This is a genomic window from Fumia xinanensis, assembly GCF_014384905.1.
GTDB lineage: Bacteria > Bacillota > Clostridia > Oscillospirales > Ruminococcaceae > Fumia > Fumia xinanensis.
In genome coordinates this window covers 484,895-508,786 of record NZ_JACRSV010000002.1, presented here as the reverse complement: position 1 = coordinate 508,786, position 23,892 = coordinate 484,895, and the positions used below count along the sequence as shown (strand labels likewise).

Below are 23,892 nucleotides of genomic sequence, written 5' to 3'. Positions count from 1 at the left end.
ATCAGCTCGGTACCGGCCATGTTTCCATCCACTCCCCGCGTGAAGGGCAGCCTTATGACCGGTCATGAATTTCTCCGCCTGTCTGTTTCAAGTCACGTCCCTGTGCGAGGGGCGATAGGTTATGAACCCCCATTGTTTCCTCTGAATTGCTTTTTCAATTCACCCCTACGTGAGGGGCGACCGGATGACGGCTTGTATATCCCGCTTTTCGGCGCGGGTTTCCATTCACGCCCCCACGTCAGGAGCCGCCTCCGCCTAGCCCTGGGTGAAGTCCTCCTCCAACAAAGAAAGCCCCGTCTCCTTGGAATACACCGCCGGCTCCTCGCCGATTGTCTCCGTCGCCAGCACCGCCAGATCTTTCCCTACCGTCAGGATTGCCCCGGCCCGTTTCAGCGCCTCAAAATGCCCGGGATAGACGTTGACGAGATAGGGCCCCGCCTCCCGCAGCCTCTTGCGGGACAGCTTCCCCTGCAGCAGCGCCCGGCGGATTTTCCGCGCCTTGCCGTCCCACGGGATGAGTACCGCTTTGGTATGACCGCTCATGAGCTGGAACCTGCGGTCTACCTCCAGAAAAGGCATTTTCCCTCCCTGAAACCCGTCCTCGATGATCCGCAGAATGTTTTCCTCATCCATCCCCCGCTCGCCGAGGACGTCCTCCTCCCACTGATGGAGAGCGTCGAAATAAGCCTTTACCGCTTCCGGGGAACCGAGATCCTCCGCCCGCTCCGCCGTCTCCCTGTAAATGGCTATGTATTTTTTGAGAGAGGCCGGCGGCGTGTCCTCCGGCTCAAATATGTACACAAAGCTCTCTTCCAAAGGGTTCTCCCCCTCCCGGTTGCAGAGCCCCGCCGCCCGGAGGATGGAATCAAGCCCCGCTTCCGTCCGAAACACCGCCGGAAAATCCAGCTCCGCCCCCACTTCGATCAGCGATGTGGCCGCCACACGGCAGGGGGGCTTTTCCGGGTCTTTCAGCCGCCTTTTTATCTCCCCGAGCACCTCCAATCGGTGGGCGGGGCACATGAGGGCGGACAGGTGAAACCGCCCGTGTTTTGGGAGGGCCGCAAAAAGCTCGTAAGCCTGTTTCCGCGTCGTCAAAACGGCAAGGGCCGCCTCCATGCCGCTCATCCGCCCGGCCACGGCCCCCAGACTCTGCTTCCCGACGGGCAAGAGCTTCGCCCGCCGGAACCGCTTGTAAAGCCCCTCCTGGTCGGGGCAGATTTCCCGCACCTTCATCCCTTCCGGGAAAAACCGGCCGAGGGCGGGCTGTGTCGCGGTGCAGAGCACCGCCGTCACCCCGTAGTCCCTCACCAACGCGCCAATGGCCTTAACGCAGGGCCGCAGCACCTTCAGAGGAATGGTCTGGGGTTCGTCGAAAATCACTGCGCTCCCGGCGATGTTGTGGAGCTTCCGGCACTGAGACGGCCTGCGCCCGTAAAGGGACCCAAAGAACTCCGCGCCAGTGGTGACAATGACCGGCGCGTCCCAGTTCTCGGCGGAAAGCCGGAGTTTGTCGTCAAACCCGTCGTCGTCCTTGTCGAAGGAGGCGCCGGAATGGTGCTCCAGCACGTTCCCCGCCCCCAAAATCTCCCGAAATTTTTTTGCCGTCTGTTCGATGAGCGAGGTGTGGGGAATGACGTAAATCACCCGTCTGAGGCCGTGTTTCACCCCATGATGAAGCGCAAAGGCCAGGGAAGCCGTGGCTTTTCCCGCCCCCGGAGGTGCCGTCAGGCTGTAAAGTCCCCGCTCTCCCCGCGCCGCTTTGCGGCACCAGCCGAGAATATCCCGCCGCATCCATTTCAAATCGTTTTTCGGCGCGTCCCATTTCTTTTCCTCCGCATACCGCTCAAAGGCCGCAAGCAGCGCCGGAATTCCGTCGTACCCGCCTCGCGTCACCTTCCCGCCGGTCATAAAATCCTCGGTGGCGAGATAATCCGCATCGGTAAGGGCTGAAAACAGCATCCGCGTGAAAAACATCCGCTCAAATTCCGTCTCAAACACCCGCTTGCCCGGCGGGGAAAAAATCACCTCCCCGGCAAACGCGCTGTAATTAGGGATTTCCCGCTTCAGCCGTCCGAAAAGGGAGGGCTTGTCCGGCAGGTCCCCCGGGGACCCTTCCTCGGGGAGCCCCACGTGATGCCCGGCCACACAGAGGGCTGCCTCCGCCGAACCCAGCCGGTACAGTTCCTTCGCCCCGGCTGTGGAATGATCCACCCTGGGCCCGTTTTCCCGGATGCGCCTTTTAAACTCACGGCTGTATTTGCCCGTGTCATGGCCCATGGCCGCAAGCTCCCCCAGGTCCCCCGCCCCAAATACCCCGGCAAATTCCCTTGCCAGCCGGGCGGTTTTGAGCAGATGCTCCAATATGGGTTCCTCCCGGGCCCCGTCCTCGGATTTGTGAGCGATAAAGGGATGCCCGCTTTCCCCCTTTGAGAAATCTTTGCCGTCTGGAAATTCGCCGCCTCCCATGCGGAGCACCTCTCTTCCAGGGAAAAACTGAAACAAAACCGTTTCCCTTTTTTCCAGAACATTCTAACATATTCACCATAATATGTCTATATTCTCCGATGTAATCTATGAAAAACAGCATAACTTATCGAAAAACCTGCATAAATGACAAATCCCCGGAAGATTACCTTCCGGGGATTTTGATTGCTCTTTCTTTATTGGGGCGGCAAAACCTCAAATTCCTGAGTACCCATGTATCCTGGCGCCAGGGCGTATTTTGGGAATACCACCACCACATGGCCCGCCTCGTTGATGTAAAAATCCTGGTCGGGCTCGATGGACTGGAAGCCCATCTCGTCGTGGAAGTAGAGGTCGTCGGGATTCTCCCGCTCATTTGCAGCGATGCCTTCCCGTACCGCCTCGTTGCAGAGCTCGATGTAATTCTCCCCCAGCATATCTCGGAGGGTCAGGTCGCTGCCGGTGTCCATGTCGATGTTGTAGTAGTCACATTCCTCGTAGTAACTGGCCTGGGTCTCCGCCTTGGACACGGTAAAGGAAACGTACTTGTCGTTTTGGCAGTTGATGCGGTAATCGATGCTGAAATCCATGGGGATGTACTCTTCTTTGAGCCCGCCGGTGGCCAGATAGGCGTCAAAAAACTCCTTGGCCCTCACCTTGGCCTCTTCCATCTTCTCGTTGACCCGCAGCCGCACTTCCCGGTTGATCCGACTCTCCAGCTCGCTGTTGCCGGTGTTTTTGAGCTCCGGCACATTCATCTGGATGTAGATGGACTCATCCGCCGCCTCAAACCGATAGAAGGTGAGTACCTTGGTGAGCCCCCCGATGAGCGGCACGTCGTAAAGGTCCATGGCCAGCACCGGAAAGGCGTTCATCGTCACCATAAATACGGCACAGGCGCAGGCGGCCACACAGGAGGCGATTTTTCCCGGGGAAAACCGCCACCTGTCCCGCTTTAACCGTCCGCGGCGGATGGCGTCCTGCACCGCCGAGCCCAGCTCCTCAGGGATTTCAATGGCGTCATAACGTTCCTTTGCCCGTCTGAGTTTTTCTTCCATGGGTTCGCTCCTTTCCGGGCGTTACTGCCCAATGTCCTTTTTGAGTACCTTCAATGCGTGGTAAAGCCTGGTTTTCACCGTGCTCAGATTGAGCCCGGTCACCGCCGCGATTTCCTGTAACGGCATATCTTCGAAAAACCGCAGGACCACCACCGTCCGCAGATTGGGGCTGAGCCGCTCCACCGCCGCGTAAACGTCTAGCTTTCCCGGAATGTCCACTTCCGGCGCCTGTTGCTCCCAAAATTCATCCACAGGGATGAGCCGCTTGTTTTTCCGTATGTAGTTGAGCCCCTCGTTGACGAGGATCCGGTAGAACCAGGTTTTCATATACGCAGGCTCCCTCAGGCTGTCCCCGTGGGTCAGCGCCTTCAAAACGGCGTTCTGCACAACGTCCAGGGCGGCGTCCCGGTCTTTGACGTAGGTGTACGCCAGGCGGTAAAAGCTCTCTTGGTTTTCCGTGATGTACTGTTCCAATTCCTCCACCGGCCGCCCCCCTTTCTTTCTGTCCTGCACGGCCGCTCGAAAGCGCCCGTTTATCCGTACTATGCCCAGATATGGCCATAGGCGGGAATCAACCCGCCCCAATGGATACCATTTGTACCCGTAACGCTGCCCGCAGGACTGTAAACCATTTTTACCTTACAGTCCTGTGTGGCTTTTCAGATAGTCCAGCCACTTAAAGCAATACTCCTTGTTCAGATGCACCCCATCAGTGGACGCCTCCGCCGGCAGCGCCCCGCCGTCCAGCCCCACTGCTTCCGAGACGTTTAGGTATTTCGCCCCTTTATCCTCGGCCATCTTCTGAATGAGCTGGTTATAGCGGTCGATTTTCGGGTTGTTGTAGATTTTGTCCCGGTCGGATTTCGCCTCTGACACCGGAAGGATGGACTGGATGAAAATGGTGGCCTCCGGCTGTAGCTTTTTCACCTCGTCGACCAGTTCGCCGTACTTCTGGATAAACACGTCCTCATAGGACCACCCCAGTTCGTTGACCCCCAGCATGATGTACACCTTCCCGAAAGTCTGCTGCTTCATGGCATCGGGGATGGTCACCTTGTTTTCCCCCGAACCGATGACTTTTTTGGTGAAAAAAGTGTCCACCATCAGACCCTGGGCAGTGTAAAAAGTCGCATTGCTGAGGCCGGTGTAGAGCATGAGTCCCTGGGTCCTAGAATCCCCGATAAAGGCCGCGTCGTCGAAATAGGAGTCGTCCACCAGCTCCTCCTCGGCCGATTCCTTCAGCGTGGCGGGCGCGCCGAACACGCTCACCTCTTCCTTGCTTTCGGAGCCGGATTCCGGCGCCGGAGCGCCTCCTGCAGCGCCCATTAGAGGCTCCGGCCTGACGCTGAGGCCCCTGTCCTCCGCTTCGGCTGCCCCATCTGCATCGGGTTCAGCGCCCGCTCCGGCCGCCTCACCTGCCCCGGCTGCCTGGGGCACCGCGGCGTCGGTGCCCTGAGCCTTCTCCTGGGACAGCTTCGCCATTATGGACGGGCCCTTCCACAGCAGCAACGAAAACGCCGTGCCACAGAGCAGTACTGCCAAAACAATGGCTGCCGACCCGAAAAAACTGTTTCTCCGCCTCCTGCGGCGCAGGGGGTATCCCCCGGCGGAGCCGTAGGTCCTTTTTCCGTAGCCCATCCTCTCATCCTTTCTTAAACAATACCGCACATTTTGCGGCCGCCGCCTAAAACCGTATGGACAGCCGCAAAACGCAGCCAGACCGGGAAAATGCTCGCGCATACTTGGAGTCGTGCCCTTTTCCTTTAGCCGCCTGTATTTAGACTGGCTGTTCCGGCCCTTTACACAATACGGGTTTGCATCTTTTATCTGTTAGACGGCTCCTACCGCCAAAAAGTTTGCTCTTGCCGGAAATTTCCGCCTCCGCTTTCCCAAAAGTTCCAAACCCGCGAAAAAGCGCGCGTATTTTTCGTACGCACGCTTTTTGAGTGACGCAATGCCTTGACTGTGCTACACCAATTGGTCGAAGGTGGCTCCCGTGAGCTTTCTGTGGACGTCCTCAGAAATATCGGCAAAAACCCGGCTGACCTTGCAGTCGCGTTCGCCGCTCCTGGGACAAACGCTGTCCGGCCTTAAACAGCGGCTCAGGTAGTAAGGCCCTTCGATGACCCCGATCACGTCGGCCAACGAAATTTTCTCCGGGCCCCGGGCCAGCTCATAGCCGCCAGTGGTTCCCTTATAGGAACGAATGATCCCTCCGGACACCAGCTTCCGCAGGATCTTGAGGGCGAACCGCAGGCTCACCTCGGTGTTTTCAGAGATGAGCTTCGCGTCGGCCCGCTTGCCTTGTTGAGCCAAAAACGTGACGATTCGAATGGCGTAATCCGATTCCAATGTAATGTGCATATCGACCCTTCCCTTGTGGGTTTGGGCTAATTTTGTTTCAAAACAGCCCTTAATCCAAAAAATCTTTGAGTTTCTTGCTGCGGCTGGGATGGCGTAGTTTTCTGAGGGCTTTTGCTTCGATCTGCCGGATGCGCTCTCTCGTGACATTGAACTCCTTGCCCACTTCTTCCAGCGTACGGCTTCTGCCGTCCTCCAAACCGAAGCGCAAACGAAGCACCTTCTCCTCCCGTGGGGTCAGAGTGCCCAAAACGTTTCCGAGCTGTTCTTTTAACAGAGTGTGGGAGGCGGCGTCCGCCGGAGAGGGCGCGTCGTCGTCGGGGATGAAGTCCCCCAGGTGGCTGTCCTCCTCCTCGCCGATAGGGGTCTCGAGAGAAACGGGCTCCTGGCTCACCCGGAGGATTTCCCGCACTTTGTCCACCGACATGTCAAGCTCCAGAGCGATTTCTTCAGCGCTGGGCTCGTGGCCGTTTTTGTGGAGGAGCTGGCTGCTCACTTTTTTGACCCGGTTGATGGTCTCCACCATGTGGACCGGGATGCGGATGGTCCGCGCCTGGTCGGCGATGGCTCTGGTAATGGCCTGGCGGATCCACCAGGTAGCGTAAGTGGAGAATTTAAAGCCCTTGGTGTGGTCGAATTTCTCGACTGCCTTGATTAGGCCTAAGTTTCCCTCCTGAATCAGGTCGAGAAACTGCATTCCTCTCCCCACATAGCGCTTTGCGATGCTGACCACCAGACGAAGGTTCGCCTCGCTTAAGCGCTGGCGGGCCACAGGGTCGCCCTGGGCCATCCGCTCGGCCAAGTCGATTTCCTCGTCGCTGGATAAAAGCGGCACCCGGCCGATCTCTTTCAGGTACACCTTGACAGGGTCGTCGATGTTGACGCCCTCTGCCGCCGCCGCGCCTTCCGCCTCTTCCAGCGGCACGTCGTTCTCGAGATCCAGGTCCAGTTCTTCTTCGATGTTGAAATCCTCGATGATTTCGATGTTGAGGCTCTCCAGCGAGTCGTAGAGCTTATCCATCTGCTCCACGTCAAAATCCAGTTCCTCCAAAGCGTCGGTGATTTCCTTGGTGGTCAGCTTGCCCTTGAGCTTTCCCTGTTCCATCAAGTCGCTGACTGCTGTCTTCTTATCGGCACCCATTGCAAATTCTCCTTTTTCCTTCCAAAATGTTGAGACGTCCGCCGTCCCCTTCCCCTTTTACGGCTGCTTCTTTTTCTCTCGCAGCTTGTCGACCACCTGGAGAAGTTCCTCCTCGCTCAGGTCGCCCGCGTGATTCATTGCTTTTTTATATTGATAATCCAAAAGGGTTTTCATGTAATCGTCCAGGGCTTCCCTGGACATCTGCATTTCGCTCTGGCGGGCGAGAATTCCGCTGAATCTGGCGATTTTCTCCCCTGAGAGCTCGGGATTAAAGTCCATTAAACTAATACCATTATTATTTTGTAGTTTTTGTAACATTATTCCAAAAATCTCCCGGTTGCCGTCCGTTACGAAGGAATCCGGGGTGATTTTCTGCAAAACGTAGCCAAGATAGTCCTGATTTTTATAAAGAAAGGCGATGATTCCCTCTTCTGCCAGGGCTACCTGCAAGTTGGCCGTCCGCTGGGGATTCTGTCGGTCCACCGGCTGATTGCGCCCCGCCTGGATGTCGGTCCACTGTTTTTTCTTCTCCCGGCGGTCTCGCCGCTTTAACAGCGACGCGATGTTCGAAAGGATTGTTTCCTTTAAAACCCCGGTCTCTTTCGCCAGCACCCCGGCGTAGATTTCCCGCTCGATGGGGCTCTGTACCGTGGCCAGGTATTTGGACGCCTCGGTGAGATACCCCGCCTGCCCCTCGGACAGGGCGATGTCGTACTTCGCCTTGATGACCGAGAGCTGGTATTCCGTCACGTTGTTTGCCCCGTCCAGCAGCAGCTTGAACCGCTGGACCCCGAACTTTTTGAGGTACTCGTCCGGGTCCTTGGCCCCCTTCATGTTGAGGATTTTCGTCTGCACCCCCACCTCGTCCAGAAGCCCCACCGCCCGGTTAGTGGCGGTGCGCCCGGCCCCGTCGGAATCGTAGGCGATGATGACTTCCTTGGCGTAGGAGGAGATGAGCCGCGCCTGCTCGGGCGTCAGGGCCGTTCCCAGCGTGGCCACCACGTTTTCAAACCCCGCCTGATTGACGGCGATCACGTCCATATACCCCTCCGCCAGAATCAGCCTACCGTCGCTGATATGATTCTTCGCGAAGTTCAGGGAAAACAGGTTTTTGCTCTTTTTAAACACCGGCGTGTCGGCGGAGTTGAGGTACTTGGGCTTACTGTCGTCCAGCACCCGCCCCCCGAACCCGATGACGTTCTTCTTCAGGTCGATAATGGGAAAGATGACCCGGTTTCGAAACATGTCGTAGCTGGAGCCGTTTTTTCCCTTGCTCAACACCGCCGCCGCGATCATCTGCTCGTCGGAAAAGCCCTTCCCCCGCAGGAATTTTCTGAGGTTGTCCCATCCCGGCGGCGCGTACCCCAGCCCGTATTTCACGATGGTCTTGGGACTCAGCTGCCGGGCGGTAAGATACTCCATCCCCGGCTTACCCGCCTCGGATTTCAGGCATTCGTGGAAAAACCGGGCGGCGAGCCTATTGATCTCGAGGATGACCGGCTTTATACGGGACGAGGCGTCCTCCCTCCCGTCCTCAGGAAGCTGAAGGCCCACCCTTTCGCTCAAAAACCGCACCGCCTCCGGGTAATCCAGGTTTTCGATCCGCATGATAAAGGAAATTACATCCCCTCCGGCCCCGCAGCCGAAGCAGTAAAAGGACTGGCTGTCGTTATAAACCACCATGGAGGGGGTTTTCTCGGAATGAAAAGGGCAGAGGCCGGTGAGATTTCGCCCCGCCCGTTTGAGCTGGACGTAACTGGAGACGATGCTCTCAATGTCGCAGCTCATTTTTAACGTTTCGATAAAGCTTTGAGGGATCGTCTCTCATTCACTCCTTTGACCAGAATTTCGGGATAAATAAGCTTTCGTACTGGCTGACGGCGTACTGATCCGTCATGCCGGCGATATAGTCGCAGATGACCCGCTCCTTTGGGAAGCTTTCCATGAGCCCCCGGTAAAACTCCGGCAGCCTGTCCGGGTTTTTGAGGTAATATTCGTAAAGCTTTTCGATCAGCGCCTCGGCCTTACTCTCCTGCCCTTTCGCCACCGGATTGGTGTACACGTATTCGAACATGAAGCTTCTCAGGGCCAGATGGGCCTTCTCCACTTCCGGCGCCATCCTGATGTCATCCCCGCTGTTTTCCACCACCGAGCGAATGATGGTGGTGAGCCGCTCTGATTTTGTCCGCCCCAGCACGTAGACCGCCTCAAAGGGCAGGTCCCGCTCGCTTAATACCTCGGCCCGTTCGGCATCCTCGATGTCGTGGTTGATGTAGGCCACCTTGTCGGAAAGCCGCACCACCCGCCCTTCCAGCGTCAAAGCCTTCGCCTTGTCGTTTCCGCCGCTTGAGTGGCAGACGATGCCGTTTCGCACTTCAAAGGTGAGGTTTAATCCCTTCCCGTCCCGCTCCAAAACGTCGGTGACCCGCACGCTCTGCAAGTGGTGGTAAAAAGGAAAGGGACAGACCCGGTTTAAAGCCCGCTCCCCGGCGTGGCCGAAAGGGGTGTGGCCCAGGTCGTGGCCCAGGGCGATGGCCTCGGTCAAATCCTCGTTGAGGCAGAGGGCCCTGGCGATGGTCCGGGCGATCTGGCTCACTTCCAGGGTGTGGGTGAGCCTCGTCCTATAATGATCCCCCTGGGGAGCTAAAAACACCTGGGTCTTGTGCTTCAAGCGCCGAAAGGAGTTGCAGTGGAGGATCCGGTCCCGGTCCCGCTGATAGTCGGTGCGGATGGGGCAGGGGCCCTCCGGCCGCCGCCTTCCTCTCGTCTTCTCCGACCAAGCGGCATACGGCGACAGGTAGTCCCGTTCCATGGCGTAGCGCACGTCTTTGCAGTCCATCCGGCTCCCTCCCCTATTGCGTCATAATAATAGATACCGGAAAATGAAAAAATATCCTCTTTTTCTCGACAATTCCCACAATTTGTGCAGTTTCAGGGGAAAAACCTGCCGTTTTTCATGCAATAAAGAGAGAATTTTCCCACTTTCCCCGTCAAATCCACACTCCGCCTGCGCGGAGCGGCAAGTATATCGCGTAACGGTAACGCCATATATGAGATTTCAACCCACGCTCCGCTTACGTGCGGAGCGGCAAAAAATCAAAATATAGACTCACCCGCCAGATTTGATTTCAATCCCTCACGCCCCCCTCGGAACGCGACCGCAGCCTTGCTGTCTAAGCTGTGCAGGATTGATACGTTTCAATCCCGCGCCCCACCCCCGCGGAGCAGCGAAAATGCGGCGCCATGCCCACTGGAATCACCCAATTTCAACCCGCTCCCCGCTTACACGGAGAGACAATACCCCATAACGATGCGGATTTCAACCCGCTCCCCGCCTGTACAGAGCGACAATAAAAATGTGAAGCAAAATTTTATCAACTCGTCGATTCAACATTTTTACCAATCAAAGGAGCTGTCCCGCGAAACAAGACGTCCCTCTTGCCAAAAATCCAACAAGCATTCCAAAAAGCCCCGTGCGGACCTGCTGGGAAAAATAACTTCCCCTTCGCACCGGCTGAAGCCTTCCTTACTCCATATCGGCGTACTTTTCCTCCAGCACCTCCGGCGTGACGGTTCCCCCGCTCAGCTCGGTCAGCTCCTTTAAAAATCCCGGAAGCCGCTCGGATTTTATCATCAGTTTTAGCACCACGTCGGCCCCGAAATCGGAATCGAGGGTCGCGATGTTGTACTTCGGCAGGATGTAACTGAGCTTGCCGTAAAACCCGTAGTCCACCGCCGTTTCCAGTACGGTGCAGGGCGCCATGTGGAGCTTTTTGGCAGCTTTGAGCGCCGCCCGGCACCCCAGGGAGTAGGCCCGCACCAGGCCCCCGCCGCCCAGCAGGATCCCCCCGAAGTACCTTGTGACCACCACGCAGACGTCGACGACGCCTTCCTTTAAGATCACGTCCAATGTGGGAATGCCCGCCGTACCCTGAGGCTCTCCGTCGTCGGAATAGCGCCTGATTTGCCCGTCCCGCAAAACATAGGCATATACATTATGTGTCGCGTCCCAGTGTTTCTGTTTCAATTCATTTATAAAAGAAACCGCTTCCTCCTCGGTTTCCACGTGCTTCGCGTAACCGATAAACCGGGATTTTTTTTCCACGAACTCATCTTCCGCAAAACCCTCGATGGTGAGATAATCCTTCATGCCGCATCCTTTCCATATCAATAAGACCCCTCTCCTGGAAGAGAAGTTTCAATTTCCCCGTAAAAACAGATGAGGCAGCTTTCAGAACGCCCAAAATAGGATTTCTCCTTTTTTGAAATTTCTGAAAGCCGCCTCGAACGCTTCATTTAGAATAATCTTATTTATCCATACCAAAACGCTTCTTAAATCTGTCAACACGTCCGCCGGTATCAACCAGTTTCTGCTTTCCAGTAAAGAAAGGATGGCATTTGGAGCAGATTTCAACGCTGATATTTTCCTTTGTGGATCGGGTCTCGATCACGTTGCCACAAGCGCATTTGATGGTTGTGGGTTCGTATTTCGGATGAATTCCTTCTTTCATTTTCTTCACCTCTTTCGCAACACATCTCTCGAAATAGTATGATACCATAGTTTTTGGCAAAATGCAAGCTTTTTTTGTTTGAAACAGGAATTTTCTCAAAATCAGAGTTCAAATTCCCTCCGACCGTTTCCCGTACCGGTCGGCGCCGCTCTTCTCACTCCACCGTCACGATATGCTCTGCCTGCATGGGGATGTTTTGGAGCTTTTCGGCAAAAAAGGCGGGAAACGCTTTGTATTTCCCCAATTCGTCCAGGGGAATCCAATGCATGGACTCCCTTCCCTCGGAACAGACACTGTGGCTGTTGAGTTTTTGGCTGCCCCTGGGCTTCATCAGAAAGTAAAAGGCCACTTCGTGACAGCGAAGTCCAATTGCCGCTCCATCCCCGTCATAAAAATCCTCGTGGATAAACGCCAGCCGGTCGATTTCGTAGCGCATACCCGTTTCCTCCAGCACTTCCCGAACCACCGCATCCTCAGCGGTTTCCCCCAGGTGGACGCCGCCGCCCACCGAGTAACAGTAGTCCGCCCTTTCGTTGCCCGCCATGAGTACACAGCCGTTTTCGATGATAATAGCCGCCGCCCGGTAACGAAAAATACCGTCCTCCCAACGAAAACAGCAATCCCTTTCCATTCCACATCCTCCTGTTTGAAACGCCCGCGTCCCCGGCATACAGCCCTCTCCGTCCTTTGCTTCCTCCACCGTCACTTTCCGGCGTTTTCCGAAAACCGCGCCTTATCCCTGTCGATCTGCTTTTGGTACCGCTCTGCCTCGGAAAAGACGCAGCCACAGTATTTCTGCATATAAAAGCCAAGCTCCCGGGCCCGCTGATTTCCCGCCCGGAAATTGGGGCGGAAATCTCGATAAAGGAACTCCACACCGTACTGCTTCGCGAAACGCTCCCCCGCCGCGGCAATCAGCTCGTGCCGCTGGTAGACGCTGGCCAGCAGCGTCGTTGTAAAGGCCTCAAACCCGTGCTCCGCGGCGTATCTCGCCGCCCCCTCCAGCCGGTGTTCGTAGCAGTAGGTACAACGGTTGTCCAAATCCGCCGCCACCTTCTCCACAAATTCTCTGAGGCCGTAGTCCTCCTGGACCCGCACTTCCATCCCAATTTCTTTTGCGTACCCCAAAAGGCAGTCCCGCCTCGCCTCATACTCCTTCCAAGGGTGAATATTCGGATTGTACCAAAACGCCGTAGGCTCAATGCCCTCTTCCCTCAGCGGATCGATGCAGGAAAGGGAGCAGGGCGCGCAGCAGCAGTGCAGCAAAACCTTATCCATTTAAATCCTCCGTTTTATCTCCGGCGAATCCGGTTGATTCCCCCGCTCCGCCCAAAAATTCCTTCTTTAATATTCCGTAGGCCAGCGCGTCACCGTAACTGCCGTCGTGCCGGCGGTAATGCTCCCTCAGCCAGCCCTCGTACAACATACCGCACTTTTTCATCACCGCGCCGGATGCCAGGTTTTCGATGTCGTGCTTCGCCGTGATCCGGCGAAAACCCACCTCGTCAAATAAAAAGCTCATGGCCGCTTTCAGCGCATCAGTGGTGATTCCCCTGTTCCACTGATCACAGGCGATGCAGTACCCCACTTCGCAGCAGCCGTTTCGCTCGTCTATGCCAATCGCCGAAATGCTTCCGACGATCTGGCCCTCAAACTTGATGGCCCAGTGGTAAAAATCCTCCCGGCCATACGCGCCGATCACCGGAGGCCACAAACCTTCGGACCTCTTCGGCGCTTTGATAGGGCTCCCAGGACAAAAAGCGGGTGACCCGCCCGTCCGCCGCGTAGTTTTGAAACATCACATCGGCGTCCGGCAAAACGAATCTCCTCAGCGTGAGCCGCCCTGTACGGAGCTCCCGCGTCCCTTTGTCGCCGGCATTTTCCTCACCGCCTTTCACTGGAAGCCGCGCCGGTTTTGACGGAGCAAAATCGGCGGCAGGGTCTGAAAAGGGGCAAAGCCCCAATCCCCCTGCCGCCCGGCAAATCCCTTTCATCATTCGCAATCACTTTAGTGCCCCGCGGCCCGGATTATCCTTTTGCTTTGATCGCGGTATAGTAGTCCATCTGGGAATAACCCATCGTCTCCCGCGCCGCTGGCGGCGTGATGATATTGCCTAAATCCGGCCGGCTTTTATCCCGCTCAAAACCGTTGGCGTTCAAAAATTCATCCACCTGGGCATTCAAAGCGTCTATATCGGTCTTTTGGTCGATGTCCGTCGTGACGGCGTAAAGACCGCCCGTAAAGTCGATGACGCCGAATTCCGCAGGCACTTCCATCCCTTCCTCATACAGGTAAAGCCAGTGTAAACCGCCGCCCGCCTCGTCAAAAAAGAGGAAATCCTTGGGGAAAACACCCTGGGGCCGGCCCGAAAACCACTGAAGAAAAAGGTTGAAATTTTCTTCGCCGAAACTGCCGATACCGGAGGAGACCATTTTGCAGTTTGGAATCTCGTAAATTCTTACACCTTGCATTTTTTTGCTCCTTATCGTCGTAAGCCCATATTCCATTGCCCGCCCGTGGGGAAGCGCCTCGCTGAGACGGCAAGCTGCCTGAAATTCTCTTGCAAAAGGATGTAATTTGCCGAAAGGGATTCCTTATTTTTATTATACACTTTTACCAGAAAGAACGCAAGATTTTCAGCAGGATTTTTCCAAAAGCTCTTGACTTTCAAAAAAAAATGAAATATCATATATGTAACCGATTACAGAGGAGGAATGAGCCATCGCCACCATCAAAGACGTCGCCAAACTTGCAGGTGTTTCCGTCGCGACGGTTTCCCGCGTCCTGAACAACAGCGACAGTGTGAAACCCAAAACTGCGGACATCGTCAAAGACGCCATTCGAGAGCTTGACTATCACCCGAACTTTCTGGGGCGAACGCTCCGGCGGCTGGAAACAATGAAAATCCTGGTTCTGGCGCCCACTATCTCCAACCAGTTTTATTCGAGAATCATCAAAGGGATCCAGTCGGTTGCCGAAGAAGAAGGATACCACATCATGCTGGCCGTCACCAACGCCAGACGGGATGCCGAACTGGAATACATAGAAATGCTGCAGCGAAAACTCGTTGACGGCATTATTTTTCTGCACAGCACCCTCTCCGCCGAAGAACTGAGCGAATTTGCCGCCTCTTGGCCTATGGTGCTTGCAAACGAGATCGTCAAGGACGCCGAGATTCCCCTGGTCACTATCGACAACCAGAAGGCCGCTTACGAGGCCACTCGCTTCCTCATTGACAACGGCCACCGCACGGTAGCATTGGCTTCCGCCGGCGACCTTTACTATTCCTCAACCCTCCGCCGCCAGGGATATATAGACGCCCTCTCAGAAAGCGGCATCCCCTACGACCCGAACCTGGTCACAAACGAGGGTTTTTCCTTCAATGCCGGCCGTCGCTCCGCCGAGCAGATAATGCAGTGGAGCAAACTCCCCGACGCGGTATTCGCGGTGGCGGACTCTGTAGCCATCGGCATGACGTCAGTATTCCATCAAAACGGCATCGAAGTGGGCAAAGATATTTCCATCATCGGGTTTGATAACAACCAGATTGCGGAATACTATATTCCGTCTATTACAACGGTTTCCCAGCCGCAGCTGGACATCGGTCAAAAAGCCATGGAGCTTTTGATGAATAAATTGGAAGACCTTTCCTGTGAAAATCGGCATATTGTGCTCCCTCACAGGATCGAAATCCGGACTTCAGTAAAACTTTCGAAGTCCGAAACATGAAAGGAAGAAGATCTCTATGGAAAAAGTCAAAGTCGGTATCATCGGATGTGGCGGCATCGCCAACGGCAAACATTTGCCCGCCCTCAAAAACCTTTCTGACGACGGCCGGGTAGAACTCGTCGCTTTCTGCGACATCATCGAAGAGCGCGCCCAGAAAGCCGCCAAAGAGTATGGTACCCCCGACGCCAAGGTCTACACCGACTACAAAGAGCTGTTGAAGGACGAGTCCATCAAAGCGGTACACGTCTGTACCCCCAACCGCTCTCACAGCTTCATTTCCATCGACGCCATGCGCGCCGACAAACACGTTCTCTGTGAAAAACCCATGGCCAAAACCTTTGCCGAAGCCCAGGAGATGGTAAAAGTCTCCAAGGAAACCGGAAAGCTCCTTACCATCGGCTATCAGAACCGCCACACCCAGGAAGCCCATTATGTGAAAGCCACCTGTGAGGACGGCGAGCTGGGCGAAATCTACTACGCCAAAGCCCACGCCATCCGCCGCCGGGCAGTTCCCACCTGGGGCGTTTTTCTGAACGAATACGAGCAGGGCGGAGGCCCCTTGATCGACATCGGCACCCACGCCCTTGACCTTACCCTTTGGATGATGGACAACTACAAACCCCGCATGGTCGTCGGCAAAGCCTACAAAAAACTGGGCGATCAAAGGGAAACCGGCAACTCCTGGGGCGACTGGGATCCCGAAAAATTCACCGTTGAAGATTCTGCCTTCGGCTTTATCCAGATGGAAGACGGCGCCACCATCGTCTTGGAGTCCAGCTGGGCACTGAACACCCTGGAAGTTGGCGAAGCCCAGACCACCCTTTGCGGCACTAAAGCGGGAATCGATATGCGTGACGGCGTCCGGTTAAACGGCGTCAAACACAACAAGCAGTATGTGGAAAAACCCAACCTACAGGCCGGCGGAGCAGCATTTTTCGATGGAAAAACCGGTGGAAGCCCCTCCGACATCGAGGCACACATCTTCTACGACGCTATCACAAAAGGCACCGAGCTCTGCGTCAAACCGGAACAGGCTATGGTAGTCACCCAAATTCTCGAAGCCATCTACAAATCCTCTGAAACCGGCAAGCCGGTTTTCTTCGGTGAATAACATGAGAGCCGCGATCATCGGTACTTGGCATGTCCACACCGAAGAATATGCCAGAACGTTTGCAGAACAAGAAGGCTGCCAGCTTTGCGCAGTGTGGGACCCCGACCTGCAAAAAGCCGTCACGTTTGCCGAAAAATTCGGTGTCACAACTTATTCGGACCTGGATGAACTCTACCGTAAAGAGCAGTTTGAGGCAGTCATCGTCTGTTCCGCCACCAGCGGTCATGTACCCCTGATCGTCCGAGCCGCCGAGGAAGGCAAGCACATTTTCACTGAAAAAGTGCTTGCTCCAACGGTGGAGGGCGCGGAAAAAATTCGGGACGCCGTCATCAGAAACGGCGTGCGATTTGTGATCTCCTATCCCCACAAATGTATCCCGGGACTGATTTTCGCAAAACAAATGATCGACGAAGGCAAGCTGGGCCAGGTGACCTACGCTCGAATGCGCAATACCCACAATGGCAGCGTCGCCGGCTGGCTCCCAGCGCATTTTTACGACAAAGATGAGTGCGGCGGCGGCGCGATGATCGATTTGGGCGCCCACCCCATGTACATCCTGCTTTGGTTTTTGGGCGAGCCTGTCAGCGTTTCCTCCGCTTTCACCTCTGTTACCGGCAAACCGGTAGAGGACAACGCCGTGAGCGTCCTCACCTATGAAAACGGCGCCATCGGCGTTTCCGAAACAGGGTTTGTCTCCCGGTTTGGGAATTATCTGGTGGAGGTCTGCGGAACCGAAGGCGCTGTACGTGTCACTGACAGCGAAACCATCTGGACGGGTGTCGAAACCCAGGGACAGTGGGTGCCGGCTTCCCTACCGGAAGCGTCTGATTTACCCATCAAGCAGTGGATCGACTGGGTCACCAAAGACATCCCCGCTCCGGAATTCGACATCGAAGAGGCTGTTCGCCTGACAAAACTCATGGAGGCGGCCTACAAGGCTTCCGAAACCGGCCGAGCGGCAAATCTTAGTTAAAACCGGAAATTATTGATTGAGAAGCGGGCAAAACCTTGCCCGCTTCTCATATTTGTGAGAAAAAGCGGGATACTAGTTACAGTTCCCTTCCCCAATTTTCTCCTTTTTGCGGAAAAAATGTTGACAAACCGAGGAAGGTATGGTATCATAATATACGTTCCGTGTGACGCGGTTCCCGCGCACCAGTTGCACGGAGAGATGTCCGAGTGGTTTAAGGAGCTGGTCTTGAAAACCAGTGATCCCGCAAGGGACCGTGGGTTCGAATCCCACTCTCTCCGCCACATTTTTATTGAACAGTTCGAAAGAACGTTTCCATGGAGTTGTACTCAAGTTGGTGACGAGGCTCCCCTGCTAAGGGAGTAGGTCGGTTAATACCCGGCGCGAGAGTTCGAGTCTCTCCAACTCCGCCAAGAAAGACCGTTTGATAAAGGCCCACAAAGCCTGATATCAAGCGGTTTTTTCATGACTTGTTTACCAATGAGAATAGCCGGAGGTACGTAACCTCCGGCTATTCTCATGTTCAGACAAACCAAAACTGCAATCCCCCGTCTTTGAAAAATTGCTATACCAATTCATCGACGGTTTGCAAGCATGATTGGATATTGCCAAAAGGTGCTGCTGGCCTGTAAACTATTGTACCCAAGCACCACTGGAATTTACTTTATATTTGCCGATACTTGTGTTGGCCGCCATTTTTCCATCGCTGTAGAAATAGTAGCATTTGCCGCCAATCCAATGCCAACCTGTCGCCATAGCGCCGTCTGCCTTCAGGTAGTACCAGGTGTCTCCCAGCTTCAGCCAGCCTGTCGCCATAGCGCCGCTTGCCTTCAGGTAGTACCAGGTGTCTCCCAGCTTCAGCCAACCTGTCGCCATAGCGCCGCTTGCCTTCAGGTAGTACCAGGTGTTCCCTAGTTTCAGCCAACCGGTCGCCATAGCGCCGCTTGCCTTTAGGTAGTACCAGGTATTTTCCAGCTTGAGCCAACCGGTCTGCATGGCACCATTTTTGCAATAGTACCATATTCCGTCCACTTTAGCCCATCCAGATACATAATTTCCGTTCTGATTTTTTAGATTGTAACCGCTGGACGTTTTTTCCCAAGTGTAAGAAGTAATCGGAACCGACGGTTTATTGGAAGAGGGTTTCTGCGCCTCCGGCTTCTCGGAGTCCGGTTTACTGGTATCAGGCTTGGGTGTAGTCCCGCTGCCTGAGCCGCTGCCACTGGAACCTCCGCCTCCACCGGAACCTCCGCCTCCGCCGGAACCTCCGCCTCCGCCGGAACCTCCGCCTCCGCCGGAACCTCCACCACTGGACGATTCAGGCAAATAAACGGTAACTGGCTCTGAAGATGTAGAACCTATGGCATTTGTTGCAGTTACAGTAATGATGTAACTATTTTTAGTTGCCAAGCCGCTTATAGTCAGGGAATGATCACTAGCTTTCAGTAAATAAGGGCTGTTTGCCGCATCTTTGCCGTTTAGGAAAACCCGCAGACTGTAGCCCGAAATAGGGCTGCCACCGTCGGAGGATAGAGTCCAGCTCACAGCAATTTGTCCATTTTCTACCGTCGCCGTCACGGTGGGGATCGCCGGAGCCAAAGCTCCCTTGGGGATGTGAAATGCCTCACTGGAAACGCTCCCGGTATAGACTGCACCTTCTCTATCAATTGCGGTTGCCATTACCGTCAAAGATGTTCCTTCGTCTTCTTTGACAATAGTATAGTCCTTTGAAACAGAGGTAAGTTTTTCACCGTCACGATACCAGCAGAGAGTATAATCCTCATTCAGTACAGCTCCATTGAGTACCGCTTCGACAGTGAGGGTTTCGCCTACCTTGGCGACGCCGCTGATACTCAGAGTTCCGTTCAACACCTTGCGGGCCATATGAAATTCTCCGCTGTACACAGTTCCAGCATAATTTCCAGATGCAGCAGCCGTAACAGTTACAGTTTTACCTGCATCACCGCTTTGCACGGTATAATGACCGTCGCTTTGTACAGTCTTTCCGCCCACTTTCCATTGAAAAGTGAGCGATTCAACTGCTCCGCTCGGAGAAACATTGGATGTTTCCACCATAAGGACATCTCCCACTTCCGCCTTACCGTTTTGATTGGAGTCGCTGCTAAGCACGATCTGCAAAGAGCCGGTAATCGGGGCAGGCGCCACCGAAACCGAAAGATTCCGTTTGAGCGCGATTCCGGCATAATCGTAGTTTTGGGTGTCTTTCGGAAGGAAGGTTATCTCATACCCATTGTTAGAAACCGTCGGGACAATACTTCCGTTCGACCACTGAAAGCTTCCGTTATCGGTGCTACCGCCGGAGAGTTTCGACTCGCTGAGCTTCTGCCCGTAAGCCAGACTGCCCGCAGTTGGCCAGACGATGGCCGGAGCAGCCGCTTTACTTACAGTGATTTCCACCGCCCGGACGACAGTTTTCGTTTGCTCGTTCCAACCTTCTGTGCTGGTATAATCATAGTTTTCTAAATCATTGGGGATGAATACCACCGCATAAGCCTGTTTCCCCGCCAGAGGAACCACATTGGACTCTTTCCAGATAAAAGCTCCTCTGCCGGAAGTGCCTCCGGTCAGCTTCGACTCGTTGAGCTTCTGCCCATAAGTCAGGCCAGAAGCAGTAGGAAACGTTAGCGCAGGGGCACTGCTTTTTTCGATATCAAAATTAATAGTTTTGCTTCCGCTGTAGTTTTTGGAAACCGCTTCAATGGTTACCGAGCCCGCTGCGTTTCCAACAGCGGTGTTACTGCCGTAGCGATAAACAAAGTCGCTGGTTTCATCGAGCGCAACCGTTCCCTGGTTATTGACAAAGCTGACGGTTGGTTTAGGATGAATCGGCTGTCCGGTATAACGCTGCGAGGCAATAGCCGCAATGGACACTTCACTCAGCGGTTTGGGCGAAATGGTAAAGTCCATTTTAGCACTGGCGCTCAGATGACCTTCTGTTGTGGGAATTGATGCGGTCACCGTGTAGGTTCCAGCATGAGACGGCGCGCCGCCCAGCGGTTCTGTGCTCCCTTTTTCCATATAGGTCAGCGTATAGTTTTCGGAACTGGACTGCACTTCTGGGTCCTCTACCGGGAGCCCGTCGTAAATCTTATCCATCTTTTCGGTGACGAAAGAAATGCTTTCTTTAACCGGTTTGATGGTATAGGATACTGGAGCGCTGACGCTTGCGCCGTAATTTTGAGCAGTGCTGCCCGAATAAGTTGCTTTGACCCAGTGGGTTCCCGCATCGACGGGTACGGCGTCGGCATAGACCCCGTCCTCCTCATCGGAATAAGTCAATGTGACGTCCGAAAGGGTTTGGGTGATGACGCTGCCGTGGGAATCGGTAACCTTTACGGTTCCATCAAAGCCGTGAGGCTGCCCGTCAAAGAAAATCTCGGTTTCGGAGGGGGTGAGCGTTACGCCGGTCTTGATGCCCAGGACGACCTTTCCGTCTTCTTTGATAAATTGGAGGCCCTCGGGATTGGTTTGCACTAATTCGGGATCGTATTGGAAGCTGCTTTCTTTTACCAGGCTGTCGTCGTCATAGGTGGCGACGACAGTGCCCGCTTCCGCGGAAGAAGGAATGATCAAGAATTTGTCGTCCGCCGATAATTTGGTTGTAACGTGAATGACCCCGTCATTGTACAGATGAATTGGGGCTTTAATATATTGTTCCGAACCTGCATATTCATAGACGCCATAATTGGCAATGCCCATGTCCGGAATCTCGAGGTTGCGTCCGAGTAGTCCGAATACATAGCGGAAAATGCTATTTTCATCATTATAGATTTGAGCACCTTGATCTGCCTGGCAAGAGTATATGCTTCCTCCATACATATTAAATACACCGCCATTGGTATTATACACCGCGCCTCCCTTTCCATTTAGATTATAGTTATCGAATAATTCATAGCCTCCATAGCCGTAAAGATTCAGCGTGCCTCCGCGGTTTTCTATTATACTGCCGCTAGCAGGATAGCTACCAGATTTCCAATCATAGCCCCCGGTAATCCTCAAGATATCATGTGGATGCGTTGGTTCTCCGATGTTCAAAACCGAGCCTTTATTGACAACAAACATAGCGCCTTGAAAGCCACCGTCCTTATAAGAACGGCGGATCACTGACTTAAAAGGTCTATCGCTGTTTCCTAAAAGGGTGACAGTCCGATTTCCATCAATCAGCACTGCTGATGTCAGTTCACAGGAGGACTTTACGAGAATTGTCCCGGAACCATTTTCGGGAATTGCATCAATGGCTTCCTGAAGATATAGATAAGGTTTGCCGTCCATGTCAAAACAGGTTCCGTCATCTAAAACATACTGATTATTGATACGGACAATGTCGAAATCCGAAAAAACGTCGGCCGGTTCCAAAACCAACTTATCCAAACCGGATAACTCATTATCATCCCCTTTTTGTCCGATAATACAGTCACCGTTATAGGGCTTCATCTCCATAGGATAGGCAAGAATTAGTTTTCCCTCTCCGGTAAACCCTGTTCCGTTTAAAAACCAGAAGGGACAAAAATCAAACAGAGCATATTTTATTACATTTTCTCCGGTTAAATGAATCGTATCGCAATTATAGAAAGTGGGAAGTGTTTGCGTGTGGTCAAGTGTGGCGTTATCCAAGTTAATATATTTAACGTCACAAATATCTTGTCCGCTTATAAAGCTGCCTTGTATGGTAATTTGATTGTCCAAACTATCTGTACCCGGTCCGTAAATACCCATACTCATACAATTTTCTAAGATTATTGGCACTCCGTCCGGATGTTCGTCATTGAAAGTGTCTGTTGGCCATAGCTCTACATTTCGAAACTTGACGGGGGCTTGCAATTTTCCTCCTGGGCTTATTGTATAGATGTCTTTTCCGTTCACGCCGGCTCCAGCCGGGGCGGTTCCATCAATCGTGCAGGGACTCGACGGCATAACAAGCTCTTCATTGCCATCTGGAGTTTCGGCATTATATATCGTTTTATTTAACATAATAACCGCCTGGCTGACGTCCCCGTCTTTCGGAAGTGCGTTGACCAGTTTGAGTACGTCAGCCCAGTATGGGCAGATTGTTTTCTGTCCACCGATATCGACTGTGGCAACACATGGCTCTAAATATACGGTTTTACTATCGTGACAAAGTCGATACATTTCCAGATTTTCACCTAGGATAATTTTCTCATAACCAGTAAAACCAGTGTACACATCTCGGAAAATACGGAAGTACTTAGGCATCCCGCTTTGGGTTTTATCGTTCAGGGTAAGGGTTCCTTCACCTGAAATCGTACTGCTGCTACGGCAGTTAAATACTTCCGAATCACTATCGGTCCTGCCCATGTAATTTAATGTATTCGAGCCGGCCAGCTGCAAATTAAACAAATAAAATTCCAATAGGTCAACTGTTGATTCTGTTAGTTCCACATTATCACTGCCAAGATATTCTACATATAAAGTCGCATCATTTAATTTTACCGTTTCAACATTCAAGCTTCCGTTTACCTCTGCGCTGGTCTCGTTAACCTCTAGAGTTTTGAACCCACTCAATGGGCCTGTTTTGGAATTGATTAGCTTTAAGGTGTCCAGACTAGCGCTTCCGTACAGAATCATTGATTCTGCGGACACGTTTTCCAATTCAACGTCAATAGGGACGTCTTCGGTGTGTTGGTTTTCCATCCAGACATTATTATCTTTGGGAACATCAAATATTAGGTTTTGATATCGAATACTTGCCCGATTAAAAATACGAGTATACCCGGAGGGAAGCAAAAACTTGAAGTTTTCACCGCCTTCATTGAGTCCATCAATGGTACAGGGATTGGTAGGCATCATTCTCTGCGCCTCATCCAACAGTTCCAGATCCGCTGACAGGTGGATGACCGCCTGGCTCACGTCGCCGTCTTGAGGAAGTTTATTGACCACAGCAACAGCCTCTTCCCAGATCGCATATCCCGTCGTCTCACTGCCGATAGTCACCGTAACAGGAAAGTCACCTAAAAAAGTCCTCGCAGACGACATTCCGGTACAGGCGGACAGGTCATTGACGCAAACCGGGCAGTCCACGTTCCCGCTTTCCCCGTCACAGCGCTCTGTACAGACGCACTCCGGCTCTTGAACCGGCGTTCCAACGCATCCTGACAGGTTGTCCGTGCACACCGGGCAGTCCGGGTTATCATTCTCTTCAGTGCACTGCTCGGCGCAATTACAGACAGCACCGGGCAGTGGCAAATTATTGGGAGAAGTTAACTGCAAACTCTCCTCTGATTGTCCAGTGATAAAATCTGAAGCAATTGGTAATTCATTGGCTGCTGCGACTATGTTGATATTGCTGCACGCAACCGTAGCCGAAAGGATGAATGACAGCAGACAGTTTAATCTTTTCATATTTTACCTCCTCGTTTAATATTTTATTAATTTAATAATACCACTAAATTTTATTTTAATCAATACCAATTTAATAAATATATAAATTTTTAAATTCATTCAGATATTTTAGATAAACCGCACAAGTATTGCATCTAATATGCTACTGTATAGAGAAATCACTTAT

At 53.4% G+C, this 23,892-nt stretch carries 19 protein-coding genes and 2 tRNA genes; 5 read left to right on the top strand and 16 right to left on the bottom strand.

The genetic code is table 11. The features are described from left to right. Positions 1–255: 255 nt before the first annotated feature. From H8710_RS08865 to H8710_RS08795, 15 genes are all read right to left on the bottom strand, one after another. The gene (locus tag H8710_RS08865) at positions 256–2,502 is read right to left on the bottom strand and encodes a CRISPR-associated endonuclease Cas3'' (protein ID WP_249295163.1); all 2,247 of its coding nucleotides are present in this window, start codon (positions 2,500–2,502) and stop codon (positions 256–258) included. Positions 2,503–2,660: 158 nt separating this feature from the next. After that, a complete protein-coding gene (locus H8710_RS08860) occupies positions 2,661–3,521 on the bottom strand; it encodes a DUF3298 and DUF4163 domain-containing protein (RefSeq protein WP_249295162.1) in 861 nt (286 codons plus the stop codon). A gap of 21 nt (positions 3,522–3,542) precedes the next feature. Beyond that, positions 3,543–4,004, bottom strand: a complete 462-nt coding sequence (locus H8710_RS08855; protein ID WP_249295161.1) for an RNA polymerase sigma factor — start codon at positions 4,002–4,004, stop codon at positions 3,543–3,545. A 156-nt stretch (positions 4,005–4,160) separates the two neighbouring features. Further along, positions 4,161–5,159, bottom strand: a complete 999-nt coding sequence (locus H8710_RS08850; RefSeq protein WP_249295160.1) for a GDSL-type esterase/lipase family protein — start codon at positions 5,157–5,159, stop codon at positions 4,161–4,163. A 330-nt stretch (positions 5,160–5,489) separates the two neighbouring features. After that, a complete protein-coding gene (locus H8710_RS08845) occupies positions 5,490–5,885 on the bottom strand; it encodes an RrF2 family transcriptional regulator (protein ID WP_249295159.1) in 396 nt (131 codons plus the stop codon). Between the two features lie 49 nt (positions 5,886–5,934). Further along, the gene (gene rpoD / locus H8710_RS08840; protein ID WP_249295158.1) at positions 5,935–7,023 is read right to left on the bottom strand and encodes an RNA polymerase sigma factor RpoD; all 1,089 of its coding nucleotides are present in this window, start codon (positions 7,021–7,023) and stop codon (positions 5,935–5,937) included. A 57-nt stretch (positions 7,024–7,080) separates the two neighbouring features. Beyond that, positions 7,081–8,841 (bottom strand): DNA primase, encoded by a 1,761-nt coding sequence (gene dnaG / locus H8710_RS08835; RefSeq protein WP_346727104.1) that lies wholly within the window; start codon positions 8,839–8,841, stop codon positions 7,081–7,083. A 10-nt stretch (positions 8,842–8,851) separates the two neighbouring features. Continuing rightward, positions 8,852–9,862 (bottom strand): deoxyguanosinetriphosphate triphosphohydrolase, encoded by a 1,011-nt coding sequence (locus H8710_RS08830; RefSeq protein ID WP_249295156.1) that lies wholly within the window; start codon positions 9,860–9,862, stop codon positions 8,852–8,854. A 687-nt stretch (positions 9,863–10,549) separates the two neighbouring features. Beyond that, on the bottom strand, positions 10,550–11,173 hold the full coding sequence (locus H8710_RS08825; RefSeq protein ID WP_249295155.1) for a YigZ family protein: 624 nt from the start codon (positions 11,171–11,173) through the stop codon (positions 10,550–10,552). Between the two features lie 157 nt (positions 11,174–11,330). Next, positions 11,331–11,534, bottom strand: coding sequence for a 50S ribosomal protein L31 (gene rpmE, locus H8710_RS08820; protein ID WP_249295154.1), 204 nt, complete (start codon positions 11,532–11,534; stop codon positions 11,331–11,333). A gap of 154 nt (positions 11,535–11,688) precedes the next feature. Then, the gene (locus H8710_RS08815) at positions 11,689–12,165 is read right to left on the bottom strand and encodes an NUDIX hydrolase (RefSeq protein WP_249295153.1); all 477 of its coding nucleotides are present in this window, start codon (positions 12,163–12,165) and stop codon (positions 11,689–11,691) included. A 71-nt stretch (positions 12,166–12,236) separates the two neighbouring features. Further along, positions 12,237–12,812 carry an epoxyqueuosine reductase QueH gene (locus H8710_RS08810; protein ID WP_249295152.1) on the bottom strand — a complete coding sequence of 192 codons (576 nt, stop codon included), beginning with the start codon at positions 12,810–12,812 and terminating at the stop codon, positions 12,237–12,239. Beyond that, on the bottom strand, positions 12,805–13,236 hold the full coding sequence (locus tag H8710_RS08805; protein WP_249295151.1) for a GNAT family N-acetyltransferase: 432 nt from the start codon (positions 13,234–13,236) through the stop codon (positions 12,805–12,807). The genes H8710_RS08810 and H8710_RS08805 overlap by 8 nt, the downstream gene beginning before the upstream one ends. After that, complete coding sequence (locus H8710_RS08800) at positions 13,184–13,531, bottom strand: GNAT family N-acetyltransferase (protein ID WP_249295150.1); 348 nt, start codon at positions 13,529–13,531, stop codon at positions 13,184–13,186. Before H8710_RS08800 ends, H8710_RS08805 begins: the two co-directional genes overlap by 53 nt. Positions 13,532–13,562: 31 nt before the next feature. Continuing rightward, a complete protein-coding gene (locus tag H8710_RS08795; protein WP_249295149.1) occupies positions 13,563–14,006 on the bottom strand; it encodes an AraC family transcriptional regulator in 444 nt (147 codons plus the stop codon). A 250-nt stretch (positions 14,007–14,256) separates the two neighbouring features. On the opposite strand from H8710_RS08795, the gene H8710_RS08790 reads away from it, so the two are divergent. The 5 genes from H8710_RS08790 (at position 14,257) to H8710_RS08770 (ending at position 17,758) form a co-directional block, all read left to right on the top strand. Next, a complete protein-coding gene (locus H8710_RS08790; protein WP_346727103.1) occupies positions 14,257–15,264 on the top strand; it encodes a LacI family DNA-binding transcriptional regulator in 1,008 nt (335 codons plus the stop codon). A gap of 16 nt (positions 15,265–15,280) precedes the next feature. Beyond that, complete coding sequence (locus H8710_RS08785) at positions 15,281–16,375, top strand: Gfo/Idh/MocA family protein (RefSeq protein ID WP_249295148.1); 1,095 nt, start codon at positions 15,281–15,283, stop codon at positions 16,373–16,375. A 1-nt stretch (position 16,376) separates the two neighbouring features. Further along, positions 16,377–17,348: a Gfo/Idh/MocA family protein gene (locus H8710_RS08780; RefSeq protein WP_249295325.1), complete on the top strand. Its 972-nt coding sequence runs from the start codon at positions 16,377–16,379 to the stop codon at positions 17,346–17,348. A 192-nt stretch (positions 17,349–17,540) separates the two neighbouring features. After that, positions 17,541–17,629 (top strand) — tRNA-Ser (locus H8710_RS08775). 35 nt (positions 17,630–17,664) lie between these two features. After that, a tRNA-Ser gene (locus tag H8710_RS08770) sits at positions 17,665–17,758 on the top strand. A gap of 220 nt (positions 17,759–17,978) precedes the next feature. Here the strand turns inward: H8710_RS08770 and H8710_RS08765 are convergent. Beyond that, complete coding sequence (locus H8710_RS08765) at positions 17,979–23,726, bottom strand: fibronectin type III domain-containing protein (RefSeq protein ID WP_249295331.1); 5,748 nt, start codon at positions 23,724–23,726, stop codon at positions 17,979–17,981. Positions 23,727–23,892: the final 166 nt, after the last annotated feature.

Excerpts from the sequence above, each read along its gene's own strand:
- H8710_RS08860 (WP_249295162.1), bottom strand. The coding sequence starts at position 3,521 with ATGGAAGAAAAACTCAGACGGGCAAAGGAACGTTATGACGCCATTGAA.
- H8710_RS08850 (WP_249295160.1), bottom strand. The coding sequence starts at position 5,159 with ATGGGCTACGGAAAAAGGACCTACGGCTCCGCCGGGGGATACCCCCTG.
- H8710_RS08845 (WP_249295159.1), bottom strand. The coding sequence starts at position 5,885 with ATGCACATTACATTGGAATCGGATTACGCCATTCGAATCGTCACGTTT.
- rpoD (WP_249295158.1), bottom strand. The coding sequence starts at position 7,023 with ATGGGTGCCGATAAGAAGACAGCAGTCAGCGACTTGATGGAACAGGGA.
- H8710_RS08830 (WP_249295156.1), bottom strand. The coding sequence starts at position 9,862 with ATGGACTGCAAAGACGTGCGCTACGCCATGGAACGGGACTACCTGTCG.
- H8710_RS08825 (WP_249295155.1), bottom strand. The coding sequence starts at position 11,173 with ATGAAGGATTATCTCACCATCGAGGGTTTTGCGGAAGATGAGTTCGTG.
- rpmE (WP_249295154.1), bottom strand. The coding sequence starts at position 11,534 with ATGAAAGAAGGAATTCATCCGAAATACGAACCCACAACCATCAAATGC.
- H8710_RS08815 (WP_249295153.1), bottom strand. The coding sequence starts at position 12,165 with ATGGAAAGGGATTGCTGTTTTCGTTGGGAGGACGGTATTTTTCGTTAC.
- H8710_RS08810 (WP_249295152.1), bottom strand. The coding sequence starts at position 12,812 with ATGGATAAGGTTTTGCTGCACTGCTGCTGCGCGCCCTGCTCCCTTTCC.
- H8710_RS08800 (WP_249295150.1), bottom strand. The coding sequence starts at position 13,531 with ATGATGAAAGGGATTTGCCGGGCGGCAGGGGGATTGGGGCTTTGCCCC.
- H8710_RS08795 (WP_249295149.1), bottom strand. The coding sequence starts at position 14,006 with ATGCAAGGTGTAAGAATTTACGAGATTCCAAACTGCAAAATGGTCTCC.
- H8710_RS08785 (WP_249295148.1), top strand. The coding sequence starts at position 15,281 with ATGGAAAAAGTCAAAGTCGGTATCATCGGATGTGGCGGCATCGCCAAC.
- H8710_RS08780 (WP_249295325.1), top strand. The coding sequence starts at position 16,377 with ATGAGAGCCGCGATCATCGGTACTTGGCATGTCCACACCGAAGAATAT.
- H8710_RS08765 (WP_249295331.1), bottom strand. The coding sequence starts at position 23,726 with ATGAAAAGATTAAACTGTCTGCTGTCATTCATCCTTTCGGCTACGGTT.